Origin of the sequence: Pseudomonas marginalis (assembly GCF_001645105.1) — a bacterium.
Classification (GTDB): Bacteria; Pseudomonadota; Gammaproteobacteria; order Pseudomonadales; family Pseudomonadaceae; genus Aquipseudomonas; species Aquipseudomonas petroselini.
The window spans coordinates 239,709-253,215 of record NZ_LKEG01000044.1 but is presented as its reverse complement, the minus strand read 5'-3'; the positions used below and the strand labels follow the sequence as shown (position 1 = coordinate 253,215).

The window sequence follows — 13,507 nt, the reverse complement described above, 5'->3', positions numbered from 1 at the left end:
GACTTATGGAGATACATGCCGTTAATCGACGGTTTTTTCATGCCGTTTTCAGACGTTCGGCCAATGCCGTCGCCAGTTGCGCGGTCAAGCCGTACACCGATAATTGTGGATTGGCCCCAATGCTGGTGGGGAATAGCGACCCATCGTGGATCGACAGGTTGCGCAACTGGTGATGGCGCCCGAGGCTGTCGGCCACCGCATTTTTGGGGTCTTCACCCATGGCACATCCGCCCATCACATGGGCGCTGCCCAGGCACGTGCGGTGCAATTCCAGGTTGAGGCCTTCAATCATCGCGCGCGCTTCTCCCAAGGTTTTCACGTAGCGCGCATCGTGATGCAGCGGCTTGACCGACGTGGCGCCTGCGGCGAACTGGATCTCGGCCATGCTGTGGAACGCACGGCGCAAGCCATCCCAGGCGTAGTCCGACACATGATAGTCAAGCACCGGCGTGCCATCGCCGCGCAGCTCCACGCTGCCGCCCGGGCTGTCAGGGTGGAAGCCGTCGCGCAGCAGCGCCAGCATCGCGTGAGTGTTAGGCAATTGGCTCATGTCCAGGGCGTTCTGGGTGCCGTAGCCACCGAGCAGGGTGCTGGCCAACGCTGGATGTAAAGGCGGTGCTTCCAGCTTGTAGGACATTTTGCCGGTGGTGCCGTCCTGCCACTGGAAATGGTCGGAATAGATCGACTGCGGCGCGCCGTAGAACGGGTTGATCACCTCATCGAACAGCCCGGCGGAGAAATTCACCAAGTGCAGGAAGGTGCGTTTGCCCAGCCGTGAGTGCGGGTCGGGCGCGTCCGAGCGCATCAGCAGTGCAGGGCTGTTGATGCCGCCGCCCGAGAGCACGTAATGCTTGGCTTTCACCGTGATCCTGCGTCCGGTCGGCGCCACGCACAGGGCGTCCATGGCCACGCATTCCAGGCTGCTGATGGTGTCGCCGCTGTAGATGAGGCGTTCGGCACGGGCCAGGTAGAGCAGTTCTCCACCCTTCTCCAGGGTCGACGGAATCGTGGTCACCAGCATCGACTGCTTGGCGTTGACCGGGCAGCCCATACCGCAATACCCCAGGTTGAAGCAGCCGCGTACGTTGCGTGGGATCACATGCCAGCTGTACCCGAGCTTTTCGCAGCCTTTGCGGATCACATCGTTGTTGGGGTTGGGCGGCAGAGCCCAGGGCGCGATGCCCAGGCGTTGTTCCATTTTTTCAAACCAGGGCGCCATTTCGGCACTGCTGTGGCCTTTCACGGCGTATTCGCTGGCCCAGTGGGCGAGGGTGGCGTCCGGGGTACGAAAGCTCGACGTCCAATTGATCAGCGTGGTGCCGCCCACGGCCCGGCCCTGCAGGATGGTGATCGCGCCGTCCTTGCTCATGCGGCCGATGCCTTCCTGGTAGAGGCTGGTGTAGGCCTCGTCTTCGAGCAGCTTGAAATCGCTGCTGGTCTTGAGCGGGCCTTCTTCGATCAGCAGCACTTTGTAGCCCGCTGCGCTGAGGGTTTCAGCGGTGGTGCCGCCCCCCGCGCCGCTGCCGATGATCACCACGTCGGCTTCCAGGGTCAGGTCGTTGTCGAGGGCGGCGCCATTGTGGGTTTTCCAGCCACGGGCCATGCCGTCGCGGAACAGATCAGGTACGGGCATAGGAATGCACTCTTATTTTTGTACGAAGTTGAGTTCGGGAAAACACTGCACATCCCCTCCCACAGGGGGGGGGCGGTTATCAAGGCTAGATCTTCGGCGGGCCGGGGTAGCCGCAGTGGGCCCAGGACGCCGGTTGGAAGTACCAGGCCATGATCACCAGCTTGAGCAGCGAGCCCTGGCCCATGCGCAGCAGGTTCAGGTAGCTGTTCTCCCAGCGGTGCAGGAAGTTGCGGATCTGCTCGCCGCTGGCGTTTTCCCAACTGCCCCAAATCCCGGTCAACGGCCCGCGGGTGATACCCATGCTCAATACGTCGAACAATTGCTGGGTGAGCTTGAACATTTCCGGCGACAGGCGCTGCAGGCTGAAGTCGAGCTTTTTAAGCGTGTCTTCCACCCCGCTGGCGACTTCCTGGGCGCTGGCCACGCCCTCGAGCAGTACGGGGATGACCGCGCGCAAGAACGGCAAGTCACTGCTGCGCAACAGGGCAAAGCCGCTGGCCGGGGTGCTGCTGGAGCAACCGCTGAGGCTGGCGCCCAACCCGGCGGTGGCCAGGAACGCGCTGGCGCACAGGCCGATTTTCAAGACGCCGCGCCGCGACAGCGCAGGTGAATCAGTCAGGCTAGGGTTCATTGTTATTGTTGTCCCGTGGGTGGCGGTTTCAGCGAACGAACAGCTTCTGGATTAACTTCTGAATGGATTTGCCGTAGGGCGGGTAGATCAACTTCGCCGCGTTCAGGCGCTGTTTCACCAGCACGCCCTTGGCCTTGCTGAAGGTGAGAAAACCTTCATGACCGTGGTAGTGGCCCATGCCCGACGGGCCGATGCCGCCAAACGGCATATCGTCCTGGGCCACGTGCAGCAGGGTGTCATTCAGGCACACGCCGCCGGAATGGGTTTCGTGGAGTACGCGGTTCTGCTCGGCCTTGTTGTAGCCGAAGTAGTACAGGGCCAGTGGGCGAGGGCGCTGGTTGATGTAGGCAAAGGCCTGGTCAAGGCCGCGATACGGCACGATCGGCAGCACCGGGCCGAAGATTTCGTCCTGCATCACCGTCATGTCATCGCTGACATTCAGCAACAGGCTGTGGGCCATGCGCCGTGCCTGGCCCTGGTCGTACAGCGGGATCAAGGTGGCGCCTTTGTCGGTGGCGTCCTTGACGTAGGCATTCAGCCGGGCCAGTTGCCGCTCATTGATGATGGCCGTGTAGTCCGGGTTGTCGACCAGGGTCGGATAAAATCCGCGAACGGCCTGGGTGTAGGCCGCGACGAACGCGTCGACCCGGTCTTCCGGTACCAGCACGTAGTCTGGCGCGACACAGGTCTGGCCGGCGTTCAACGCTTTACCGAAGGCAATACGTTCGGCGGCGTCCTTGAGTGGTACGTCGGCAGACACGATGGCGGGCGACTTGCCACCCAATTCCAGAGTGACCGGCGTGAGGTGTTCGGCCGCTGCACGCATCACATGCTTGCCGATGCTGGTGGCGCCGGTGAACAGCAGGTGATCGAAGGGCAGTTTGGAGAAGGCCATGCCGACTTCCGCTTCACCCAACACCACGCACACCAGGTCCTCGGGGAAGATTCTTGCCAGCAGCGCCTTGAGCAGTTCGCCGGTGGCGGGAGTGGATTCGCTGAGCTTGAGCATCACCCGGTTACCCGCCGCCAACGCGCCAACCAAGGGGCCGATGGCCAGGTACAGCGGGTAGTTCCAGGGCACGATCACCCCGACCACGCCCAGCGGTTGGTAGATGACTTTGGCTGACGCGGGTTGGAAGGCAATGCCTACAGCGCGGCGGGAAGGTTTCATCCAGCCCTTGAGGTGTTTGCTGGCGTAGTGAATGCCATGCAGGCTGGGCATCAGTTCAGCGAACAGGGTTTCGTCGGCGCTGCGGTGGCTGAAGTCCTGGCTGATCGCGTTGATCAGCGCCTGGCGCTCGTCGCTGAGCAGATCGCGCAGGGCCTTGAGCCATTGCTGGCGCTGGGCCGCTGGCGGCATCGGGTTGGCTGCGTAGGCACGGCGCTGGGTGTCGAACAGGTGCTGGAGTTGATCCAGCGCCTGGGAATCTTGCAGGTAGGCAACGTTGGCGGACATGGCGGCGTTCCCGATTGTTATAGGTCTGCCTGGATTTTTAGAGTCATTACTCTAAATTGTCAAATGTCATTACGCCTACATGCGGATTTATCCCTACGAGAATAGGCCGTAAGATGCCCCATCACGTGTACAGAAGCTGATCCCCTATGGCACCACGAGTAAAGACCAGCGAGCGCATTGTGCAAACCAGCCTGGAGCTTTTTAACCAGCAGGGTGAGCGCAGTGTGAGCACCAACCATATTGCCGCCCATATGGAAATTTCGCCGGGCAACCTGTACTACCACTTCCCCAACAAGCAGGCGATCATCGCCTTGCTGTTTCGCGAATACGAAGCCCTGGTGGACAGTTTCCTGCGCCCGCCCCAAGGCCGCGCTGTCACTGTCGAAGACAAACGTTTCTACCTGCAAGCCGTATTGGCCGGCATGTGGCGCTACCGCTTCCTGCACCGCGACCTCGAACACCTGCTGGAAAGCGACCCGGAACTGGCCACTGGTTATCGGCGCTTTTCCCAACGCTGCCTGGTCCAGGGCGGCGCCATTTACCAGGGGTTCGTCGACGCCGGTATTCTCAATATGGACCCGGTGCAAACCGAAGCCCTGACCCTCAATGCCTGGATCATCCTCACCTCCTGGGTGCGTTTTTTGTGCACCACCAACGAAAACTCCGCCCACTTGAGCGCCGAGGCGATCAAGCGTGGGGTGTATCAGGTGCTGGTGCTGGAGGCTGGGTTTGTCACGCCCCAGGCCAAAGAGGCAGTGGATGCATTGTTCAAAGAATTTTATGTGCCGTTGAATCAGGCATTGGAAGAAGTGAAGTAGGACCTTTCCCGAATCTGTTCATAGGAGTCCGTCATGCCGCTTGCCCAACTGATCAGCCCCCAGCAATTGGCCGAACGCCAGAAGGCCGGCGGTGTGGTGATGCTCGATTGCCGCTTTGCCTTGGAAGACCCGGATTACGGGCGCTGCAGCTATGCCGAAGGGCATATCGAAGGCGCGCAGTACGCCGATCTGGAGCGCCACCTCAGCGGGCCGGTGACCAAGGGCGTGACCGGCCGTCATCCATTGCCGGCAGCGAATGCCTTCGCCGAGCAATTGCGGGCCTGGGGCGTCAATGCCGACACCGACGTGGTGCTCTACGACGACGGCCCTGGCGCCTATGCCGCACGGGCCTGGTGGTTGCTGGCCTGGCTGGGCAAGCGTGATGGCGTGTTTATTCTGGATGGCGGCCTCAAGGCCTGGCATGCGGCGGGGTTCCCGTTGAGCCTCGACGCACCGGTGGTTGAGCCGGGCACTTTCGTCGGTACGCCGGATAATCGAATGGTGCTGGACGCCGAACACCTACAAGAACGCCTGGGCCAACCCAGCCTGACCCTGATCGATGCCCGCGCCCAACCGCGCTTTCGCGGTGAAGTGGAGCCCATCGACCCGATTGCCGGGCACATCCCTGGCGCGCAGTGTGCGGCGTTCAACGAAAACCTCGGCAGCGACGGCCGCTTCCTGCCGGCTGAGCAGCTCAAGCAGCGCTTCGCCACCCAATTGCAGGGGCGCTCGCCAGATGAGCTGGTGGCGTATTGCGGTTCGGGGGTGACGGCGTGCCACAACCTGTTCGCCTTGAGCCTGGCGGGGTATCCGTTGGGCAAGTTGTATGCGGGGTCGTGGAGTGAGTGGATTAACGATCCAGCGCGGGCAATCGCTACCGGCGACTGAGCAGCCAGTCAGGAATGCGGCGCTCCAGGTAATAACCGGGGCGCTTCAGGGTTCCTTCGACAAAGCCGACATGCCCCCCTTTGGCCAGCAGTTCAAACTCCGTGCACGCCGACAGTTCATGTGCCTCGGGCAGGCTGTGGGCGAACACAAACGGGTCATCCGCTGCCTGGATGATCAGGGTGGGTGTGCGGATATCGCCCAGGTAATAGCGGCTCGATGCACGGCGGTAATAGTCCTCTGCACTCAAGAAGCCGTGCAGTGGCGCGGTAACCCGGCCATCGAAATCCCAGAACGTGCGCATCTTCTCCAATGAGCCCAGGGCTTCCAGGGTTTTCAGCCCATCCGCCCGCCCATCCTGTAGAAAGCGGCTTTGTTTGACGCGGATATACGCCAGCATTTCACGCATGAAATGCTTCTGGTAAACCCGCGAAAAGCCCAGGCCGATACGGTCCGCACACTGGTCCAGACGAAACGGCACGGACACCGCCGCCGCGCCTTGCAGCCCTGACGCCTCGCCGGTTTCGCCCAAATGCTTGAGCAGCACATTGCCACCCAGTGAATAACCCACGGCGTACAGCGGTGCCAACGGCCGCTTGGCCCGCAGATGGGCAATCGTCGCTGCCAGGTCTTCGCTCGCGCCCGAGTGATAGCTGCGCGCCAACAGATTTGGTTCGCCCGAGCACCCGCGCCAGTTCAGCGCCGCGCTGGCCCAGCCTTGCGCGGCAAGGACTTTTTGCAGGCCGGCCACGTAGGGCGAGTTGGAGGAGCCCGTCAGCCCGTGCAACACCAGCACCAACGGCGCTTGCGCGTCGTGGGGGCCGTGCCAGTCGAGGTCGAGGAAGTCGCCGTCTTCCAGCCACAGACGTTCGCGTTGGCGTTCGATGTGGGTGGTGGGTCGCCACAGCGGGCCCCACAGCGTTTGCAGGTGGGGGTTGCCGAGGCCGAAGGCGGGGGTGAATTTTTCAGCGCAAGGGTTCATGCAAATCTCTGTGGTGAGCGGGCTTGCCCCGCGCTGGGTGGCGAAGCCGCCCTAATCCGGTCAATGCATTCTTCCAGGCGGACTGCAGGTGCCTGGTTTTGGGGCGGCTTCGCCACCCGGCGCGGGGCAAGCCCGCTCACTACGGGTCAGGCGGCGCTGCGGTGCCACAACGCGTAATACACCCGCCCGGACTTCTGCTCCCGGTGCAGGCGCCATGCGCCCGGTAAGCCCAGGGTAGAAGGCGCGGTCTCGCTTTCAGTGTAGATCCACGCGTCCGGTGCCAGCCATTGACGTTCTTCCAGCAGTGCGCACACGGTCGGCAGCAGGTTCTGGTTGAACGGCGGGTCGAGGAACACCACGTCGTATTCGCTGGCGGCCTGGGTTTCGAGGTAGCGCAGCGCGTCGGCGGTTTGCACCTGACCGTTGGTGCAGCGCAGGGTGCCCAGGTGTTCCTTGAGGCTGGAGACTGCGACATTGCTCGCATCCAGCGCCTGAGCCTGTGCGGCACCGCGGGACAGCGCCTCCAGGAACAGTGCGCCGCTGCCGGCGAACGGGTCCAGCACCTTGGCGCCGGCGATGTACGGCGCAAGCCAGTTGAACAGGGTTTCACGCACGCGGTCCGGCGTCGGGCGCAGGCCTACGACGTCAGGGAAGCTCAGCTTGCGGCTGCCCCATTCACCGCCAATGATGCGCAGTTGGCCCACACCGTTATGCACGTTGTGGACAGGTTTTTTCGGGCGAGATGAACTGGCCATTAATGCTCCGGAACCCCGAGCGGCTGCTCGGCGGGTTTATCAGTGGGGGGCGGTAGTGGCTTTTGCGCAATGGTCGGGCCGGCGGTCACGATGACCATCTTGTCGGCACTCAAGTGTTTGTTCATTGCAGCCTTGACCTGATCTACGGTCAGGGCCTGGGATTGTTTCATGAAATCTTCCAGATAGCTCAGCGGCAGGTTATAGAAACCCATGGCGCCCAACTGCCCGACGATATCGGCGTTGCTCGCGGTAGACAACGGGAAGCTGCCGGCCAGCTCGCGCTTGGCGTCATCCAGCTCCTTTTGCGTCGGGCCGGTCTTGAGGTAGTCGGCCACCACGTCCTCGACCAGGCGCAAGGTGCCGCCGCTCATTTCTGCGCGGGTTTGCAGATTGATCATGAACGGTCCGCGTACCTGCATCGGCGAGAAGCCGGAGTACACGCCGTAGGTCAGGCCACGTTTCTCGCGCACTTCGCTCATCAAACGGGTGCCGAAACCACCACCGCCGAGGATCTGGTTACCCAGCGACAAGGCGGCGTAGTCCGGGTCGGCGCGGTCGATGCCCAGTTGCGCGAACAGCAGGTGCGTTTGCTTGGACGGGAATTCGATACGGCTCAAACCTGGTTTGGGTTCGGTCGGCTGGGCGATTTTTGCCAGGGCCGGGCCCTTGGGCAGCGATGCGGAAACCTTGGCCGTCATGGCTTCGGCTTCGGCGCGGGTCAGGTCGCCGACCACCGCAATCACCGCGTTGCCCGCTGCGTATGCCTTGGCGTGGAAGGCCTGCAGCTGTGCCAGGGTAATCTTCGGGACGCTCTCTGGCGTGCCTTCGGTGGGGTGTGCATAAGGGTGATCGCCGTACAGGCGCTTGAACAGTTCAAGGCTGGCCAACTTGGCGGGGTTTTGCTTCTGGTATTCAAAGCCGGCCAGGATCTGGTTTTTGATTCGCGCGAGGGAGTCGGCCGGGAAGGTCGGTTTGCCGATCACGTCGTCAAACAGCGCGAGCGCCGCGTCGCGTTTGTCGCTGTCGCTGAGGCTGCGCAGGGACACCAGCGCCATGTCGCGGTACGCGCCATTGCCAAAGTCCGCGCCCAGGCCTTCGAAGTCGCGGGCGATCTGGCTCACATCCTTGCCCGGCACGCCTTCGTTGAGCATGGCGTTGGTCATCAGCGCCAGGCCAGGTACGTTGCCGTCCTGGCTGCTGCCGGCGGCGAACAGGATGCGCACGTCGAACATCGGCAGTTCATGGGCTTCGACGAACAACACCTTGGCGCCTTCGGCGGTGGTCCAGGTTTGCACATCGAGCTTGCGGTTGGTCGGGGCTTTGCCGTCCAGTTCCGCCAGGGATTGCAGCTGGTTGCTCGATTGGGCTTTTTCCAAGGCCTGGCTGGCGACGGATTCGCTCGGGCGCAGGAAGTACACGGCACCGGCGGCGATCAGGGTAACGACGATCAGGCCAGGCAGGATCAGGCGGCTGCTTTTGCGATCACTCATGAGCGGTCTCCTGAGGCAGGACATGGGCGACGCTGAGACGTTCGCGGGTGAAATAGGTGCGTGCGGCTTTCTGGATATCTTCCGGCGTCACGCTTTGCAGGTCGGCAAGTTCGGTGTCCATCAATTTCCACGACAGGCCGACGGTCTCCAGGGAGCCAATGGCCGTGGCCTGGCTGGTGATGGAGTCACGCTGGTAGACCAGGCCGGCAATGATCTGGGCGCGGATGCGTTCCAGTTCTTCGGCGGTCGGCGGCTTGGCCTTCAGCTCGTCCAGCAGGCGCCACAGGCCGGCTTCCGCTTGGGCGACGGTTTTCTTTTTCTGCTGGTTGGGTGTGGCGCTCAACATGAACAGGGTGTCACCGCGGGTATAGGCGTCGTAGTTGGTGGACGCAGCAGAGACCAGCTCTTCACCGCGCTCCAGCTGCTCGGAGATACGTGCGCTGTAGCCGCCGTCCAGCAAGGCGGAGATCAGGCGCAGAGCCTGTACCGAGCGTTTGTCGTCGGCGGTGGCCAGGCCGGGTACGTTGAAGCCCAGCATCACACTCGGCAGTTGGGTCTGCACATGCAGGGTCAGCTGGCGCTCGCCGGGTTCGGCCAGTTCCATCGGGATCTTGGCCGGTGGTACGTCGCGCTTGGGAATCGGGCCGAAGTAGCGCTGGGCGAGGTTCTTCACCTCGTCCGGGGTGACGTCGCCGACCACGACCAGGGTGGCGTTGTTCGGTACGTACCAGGATTGGTACCAGTGCCGCAGCTCTTCGACTTTCATGCGGTCCAGGTCAGCCATCCAGCCGATGGTCGGCGTGTGGTAGCCGCTGGCGGGGAATGCCATGGCCTTGAAACGCTCGTAGGCCTTGGACATCGGGTTGTCGTCGGTGCGCAGGCGACGCTCTTCTTTGATGACCTCGATCTCGCGGCTGAACTCGTCGGCCGGCAGGCGCAGGCTGGCCATGCGGTCGGCTTCCAGCTCGAAGGCAACGCCCAGGCGGTCGCGGGCCAGCACCTGGTAGTAAGCGGTGTAGTCATCGCTGGTGAAGGCGTTCTCTTCGGCGCCCAGGTCGCGCAGGATCAGCGAGGCTTCGCCGGGGCCGACCTTGGCGCTGCCCTTGAACATCATGTGTTCCAAGGCGTGGGACAAACCGGTCTGGCCCGGGGTTTCATAGCTCGAACCGACCTTGTACCAGACCTGGGAAACCACCACCGGGGCGCGATGATCTTCGCGCACGACGACTTTTAGGCCGTTGTCCAAGGTGAATTCGTGGGTGGGTTGTGGGTCGGCAGCCAAGGCTGAAAGAGGCAGACAAACTGTGCTGAACAGCAGGCCTGCGGCGCGGCGGGCTAGAGCATTCATTCGTTTTTAAACCTGTTGGGCTGCCCGCTTGGTCTTAGCGTCGGCGGGCGAGGAGGTGCTAGGATACTGATCCGATTTAGGGACGGCCACTGCGGTAGTCATCTTGTCCCGAATCCGGTCGTAGGAATGTTGGAATAGATGGAGGGTTTCCCCGATGATCTTCCACTTTTCGCCGATTTTGTCGCTTCAGTCCTATATTGAGTCGATTTGTTGAGGCCTTTATTTACGCCTTACAAAATGTTGCGCATGAACAAGCGGGCGTTAAAGCAGTCTGTTCTGCATCGAATTTATTTACCGAGGCGCCCTGGCGCATCGCTACCTTGAGATAGCCGTCTCCATGTTTGGTTCCAACGACGACAAGAAGACCCCAGCCCCGGCTGGCGAGAAAAAAGGCCTGTTCGGATGGCTGCGCAAAAAGCCGCAGGAAACCGTTGACGAACAGCCGCAGGTTCAAGCCGAACCGATCCCCGAGCCTATAGTAGAAGCCGAGCCGGTCGCCGAAACCCCGGCGCCGGTGGTATTGCCGATGGCTGAGCCGGTATTGCAGCCGGTCGCCGAGGCCGAGCCGGAACCTGAGCCGGAACCCGAGCACAAGCCATGGCTGGAACTGCCGGTGGCTGAAGAGCCCGTGGCACTGGTTGAAGATGTGCAGGCCGAGCATGTGGTTCCACCGATTCCGGTGATCGTTGAGCCGCAGCCGGTTATCGTTGAAGCACCAGCACCAGCACCCGTGGCGGTCGAGCCATTGGTTGCCGCTCCTGCGGTCATCGAGCAACCCGTTGCCCCTGTTGAAACCAGCAAAGCTGGCTTTTTCTCCCGCCTCAAGCAAGGCCTGAGCAAGACCAGCGCCAGTATCGGCGAAGGCATGGCCAGCTTGTTCCTGGGTAAAAAGGTCATCGATGACGAATTGCTGGAAGACATCGAAACCCGCCTGCTCACCGCCGACGTGGGTGTCGAAGCCACCGCCGTGATCATCCAGAGCCTCACCCAGAAGGTCGCGCGCAAGCAACTGACCGACGCCGACGCGCTGTACAAATCCCTGCAGGCCGAGCTGGCCGCCATGCTCAAGCCGGTGGAAGCGCCGCTGGTGATCACCCCGAAAAAGCCGTTTGTGATCCTGGTGGTGGGCGTCAACGGCGCCGGCAAGACCACCACCATCGGCAAGCTGGCCAAAAAGCTGCAGTCCGAAGGCAAGAAGGTGATGCTGGCGGCGGGCGATACGTTCCGTGCCGCAGCGGTTGAACAGTTGCAGGTCTGGGGTGAGCGCAACAAGATCCCGGTCATCGCCCAGCACACCGGTGCCGATTCCGCCTCGGTGATCTTCGATGCGGTGCAGGCCGCCAAAGCGCGGAACATCGATGTGCTGATCGCCGATACCGCCGGTCGCCTGCACACCAAAGACAATTTGATGGAAGAGCTGAAAAAAGTCCGTCGCGTGATCGGCAAGCTCGACGCAGACGCGCCGCACGAGGTTCTGTTGGTGCTGGATGCCGGTACCGGCCAGAACGCCATCAGCCAGGCCAAACAATTCAACCAGACGGTCCAACTGACCGGCCTGGCATTGACTAAGCTCGACGGCACGGCCAAGGGCGGTGTGATCTTCGCCCTGGCCAAACAGTTCGGGTTGCCGATTCGTTATATCGGTGTCGGTGAAGGCATTGATGACCTGCGCACCTTTGAAGCCGAACCCTTTGTACAGGCACTCTTTGCCGAGCGGGAGCGTTCATGATTCGATTCGAACAGGTCGGTAAACGCTATGCCAACGGGCATGTCGGCTTGCATGAGCTGAGCTTTCGAGTGCGTCGCGGCGAATTTCTGTTTGTCACCGGCCACTCCGGCGCCGGTAAAAGTACGTTGCTGCGCCTGCTGCTGGCCATGGAGCGCCCGACCACCGGCAAACTGCTGCTGGCCGGCCAGGACCTGGCAACCATCAGCAATGCGCAAATCCCGTTCCTGCGCCGCCAGATCGGCGTGGTGTTCCAGAATCACCAGTTGCTGTTCGATCGCACCGTGTTCAACAACGTGGCGCTGCCGTTGCAGATCCTCGGGCTGTCCAAGGCCGAGATCGTCAAGCGCGTGGATTCGGCCCTGGAGCGCGTGGCGCTGTCGGACAAGACCGATCTCTACCCTGGCGACCTCTCCACCGGTCAGCAACAGCGCGTCGGCATCGCCCGCGCCATCGTCCATCGCCCGGCCCTGCTGCTGGCGGACGAACCCACCGGTAACCTCGACCCGCGCCTGGCGGCCGAGATCATGGGGGTGTTCGAAGACATCAACCGCTTGGGCACCAGCGTGCTGATCGCCAGTCACGACCTGGCGCTGATCGCACGCATGCGCCATCGCATGCTGACCCTGCAACGCGGCCGCCTGATCGGTGATGGGGAGGCCGGCGTATGAGTGCAACACGCAGCCCAAAAGTCTCCGAGCGCGTGGCGCCGAAACCGGCCGACCCGCAACCGCAGAAGAAAAAACACGATCACGATGACGACGGTCCGGACTTCGGCACCTTGCTGCGCGCCTGGATCGAAAGCCATCGCGCCAGCCTGCTCGACAGCCTGCGCCGCCTGGGCAAACAGCCGATCGGCAGCTTTTTCACCTGCCTGGTGATGGCGGTGGCCCTTAGCCTGCCGATGGGCCTGTCGCTGCTGCTTAATAATGTGGAGCGCCTGGGCGGCTCCTGGCAGCGCGCGGCGCAGATCTCGCTGTACTTGAACATCGACGCCAGCGCTAAAGACGGCGAGTCCTTGCGCGATGACATCAAGAACCTGCCCGGCGTGGCGGATGCCGAGTACATCAGCCGCGATCAGGCGCTGGAAGAGTTCCAGCAACAATCCGGCCTGGGCGAGGCGCTCAAGGAGTTGCCGCAGAACCCGCTGCCGGGCGTGGTGCTGGTGACGCCGAATGAAGTCGACAAGCCGGCGCTGGAGGCCCTGCGACAAAAGCTCGCAGAGATGCCGAAGGTGCAGCAGGCACAACTTGATCTAGTCTGGGTAGAGCGCCTGGCGGCGATCCTCAAGCTCGGCGACCGGTTTGTGTTCGGCCTGACGGTGCTGTTGGTGTCTGCATTACTTTTGGTGATAGGTAATACCATTCGTCTTCATATTGAAAACCGTCGCACAGAGATAGAAGTGATTAAACTGGTCGGCGGCACGGACAGCTATGTGCGTCGTCCATTTCTGTACATGGGCGCGCTTTATGGCTTCGGGGCAGGGATTTTGTCCTGGGGGGTGCTGGCATTTGGCCTAGACTGGCTGAACGACGCGGTGGTCGGGCTTGCCGGACTCTACGGCAGCGATTTCGCGCTGGCCGGTGTGCCGGTAGCCGATGGTCTTAGTCTCTTGCTTGGCGCGGTATTGTTGGGGTATATCGGTGCTTGGATTGCGGTCGCTCGGCATTTACGTGAGCTGGCACCGAAGTAGTTAATGTCAGATTAATGTGGTTTCGTTTGTATTGACCGTATCAGTGATTTAGGGAACTTGTCCTACGGTTCCCGGTCAATTTTCGCAGTG

At 62.0% G+C, this 13,507-nt stretch carries 12 protein-coding genes; 5 read left to right on the top strand and 7 right to left on the bottom strand.

Features of this window, described 5'->3' with window-relative positions:
- Window positions 1-37: 37 nt before the first annotated feature.
- The 3 genes from AO064_RS19355 to AO064_RS19345 all read right to left on the bottom strand — a co-directional run bounded on the left by AO064_RS19355 (window position 38) and on the right by AO064_RS19345 (window position 3,720).
- Window positions 38-1,633, bottom strand: a complete 1,596-nt coding sequence (locus AO064_RS19355) for a GMC family oxidoreductase (RefSeq protein WP_064054333.1) — start codon at window positions 1,631-1,633, stop codon at window positions 38-40.
- Between the two features lie 85 nt (window positions 1,634-1,718).
- Window positions 1,719-2,264 (bottom strand): hypothetical protein, encoded by a 546-nt coding sequence (locus AO064_RS19350; RefSeq protein WP_064054332.1) that lies wholly within the window; start codon window positions 2,262-2,264, stop codon window positions 1,719-1,721.
- Window positions 2,265-2,292: 28 nt separating this feature from the next.
- Entirely contained in the window at window positions 2,293-3,720 is a 1,428-nt protein-coding gene (locus AO064_RS19345) for a coniferyl aldehyde dehydrogenase (protein WP_064054331.1), read from the bottom strand.
- A gap of 146 nt (window positions 3,721-3,866) precedes the next feature.
- On the opposite strand from AO064_RS19345, the gene AO064_RS19340 reads away from it, so the two are divergent.
- On the top strand, window positions 3,867-4,538 hold the full coding sequence (locus tag AO064_RS19340) for a TetR/AcrR family transcriptional regulator (RefSeq protein WP_015886364.1): 672 nt from the start codon (window positions 3,867-3,869) through the stop codon (window positions 4,536-4,538).
- 33 nt (window positions 4,539-4,571) lie between these two features.
- Complete coding sequence (locus tag AO064_RS19335) at window positions 4,572-5,426, top strand: sulfurtransferase (protein ID WP_064054330.1); 855 nt, start codon at window positions 4,572-4,574, stop codon at window positions 5,424-5,426.
- Here AO064_RS19335 and AO064_RS19330 read toward each other — a convergent pair.
- The 4 genes from AO064_RS19330 to AO064_RS19315 form a co-directional block, all read right to left on the bottom strand.
- Window positions 5,413-6,405 (bottom strand): hydrolase, encoded by a 993-nt coding sequence (locus tag AO064_RS19330; RefSeq protein ID WP_064054329.1) that lies wholly within the window; start codon window positions 6,403-6,405, stop codon window positions 5,413-5,415. The two genes, AO064_RS19335 and AO064_RS19330, sit on opposite strands and share 14 nt — an antisense overlap.
- Before the next feature lie 146 nt (window positions 6,406-6,551).
- Window positions 6,552-7,160 carry a 16S rRNA (guanine(966)-N(2))-methyltransferase RsmD gene (gene rsmD / locus AO064_RS19325; protein WP_064054328.1) on the bottom strand — a complete coding sequence of 203 codons (609 nt, stop codon included), beginning with the start codon at window positions 7,158-7,160 and terminating at the stop codon, window positions 6,552-6,554.
- Window positions 7,160-8,650, bottom strand: a complete 1,491-nt coding sequence (locus AO064_RS19320) for a M16 family metallopeptidase (RefSeq protein WP_064054327.1) — start codon at window positions 8,648-8,650, stop codon at window positions 7,160-7,162. Before AO064_RS19320 ends, rsmD begins: the two co-directional genes overlap by 1 nt.
- Window positions 8,643-9,998, bottom strand: a complete 1,356-nt coding sequence (locus tag AO064_RS19315; RefSeq protein ID WP_064054326.1) for a M16 family metallopeptidase — start codon at window positions 9,996-9,998, stop codon at window positions 8,643-8,645. The genes AO064_RS19320 and AO064_RS19315 overlap by 8 nt, the downstream gene beginning before the upstream one ends.
- Window positions 9,999-10,335: 337 nt before the next feature.
- On the opposite strand from AO064_RS19315, the gene ftsY reads away from it, so the two are divergent.
- The 3 genes from ftsY to ftsX are packed head-to-tail and all read left to right on the top strand — an operon-like array spanning window position 10,336 to window position 13,417.
- Window positions 10,336-11,727, top strand: coding sequence for a signal recognition particle-docking protein FtsY (ftsY, locus tag AO064_RS19310; RefSeq protein WP_064054325.1), 1,392 nt, complete (start codon window positions 10,336-10,338; stop codon window positions 11,725-11,727).
- Window positions 11,724-12,395, top strand: a complete 672-nt coding sequence (gene ftsE / locus AO064_RS19305; RefSeq protein WP_003234627.1) for a cell division ATP-binding protein FtsE — start codon at window positions 11,724-11,726, stop codon at window positions 12,393-12,395. The genes ftsY and ftsE overlap by 4 nt, the downstream gene beginning before the upstream one ends.
- The gene (gene ftsX, locus AO064_RS19300; protein ID WP_015886357.1) at window positions 12,392-13,417 is read left to right on the top strand and encodes a permease-like cell division protein FtsX; all 1,026 of its coding nucleotides are present in this window, start codon (window positions 12,392-12,394) and stop codon (window positions 13,415-13,417) included. The genes ftsE and ftsX overlap by 4 nt, the downstream gene beginning before the upstream one ends.
- Window positions 13,418-13,507: the final 90 nt, after the last annotated feature.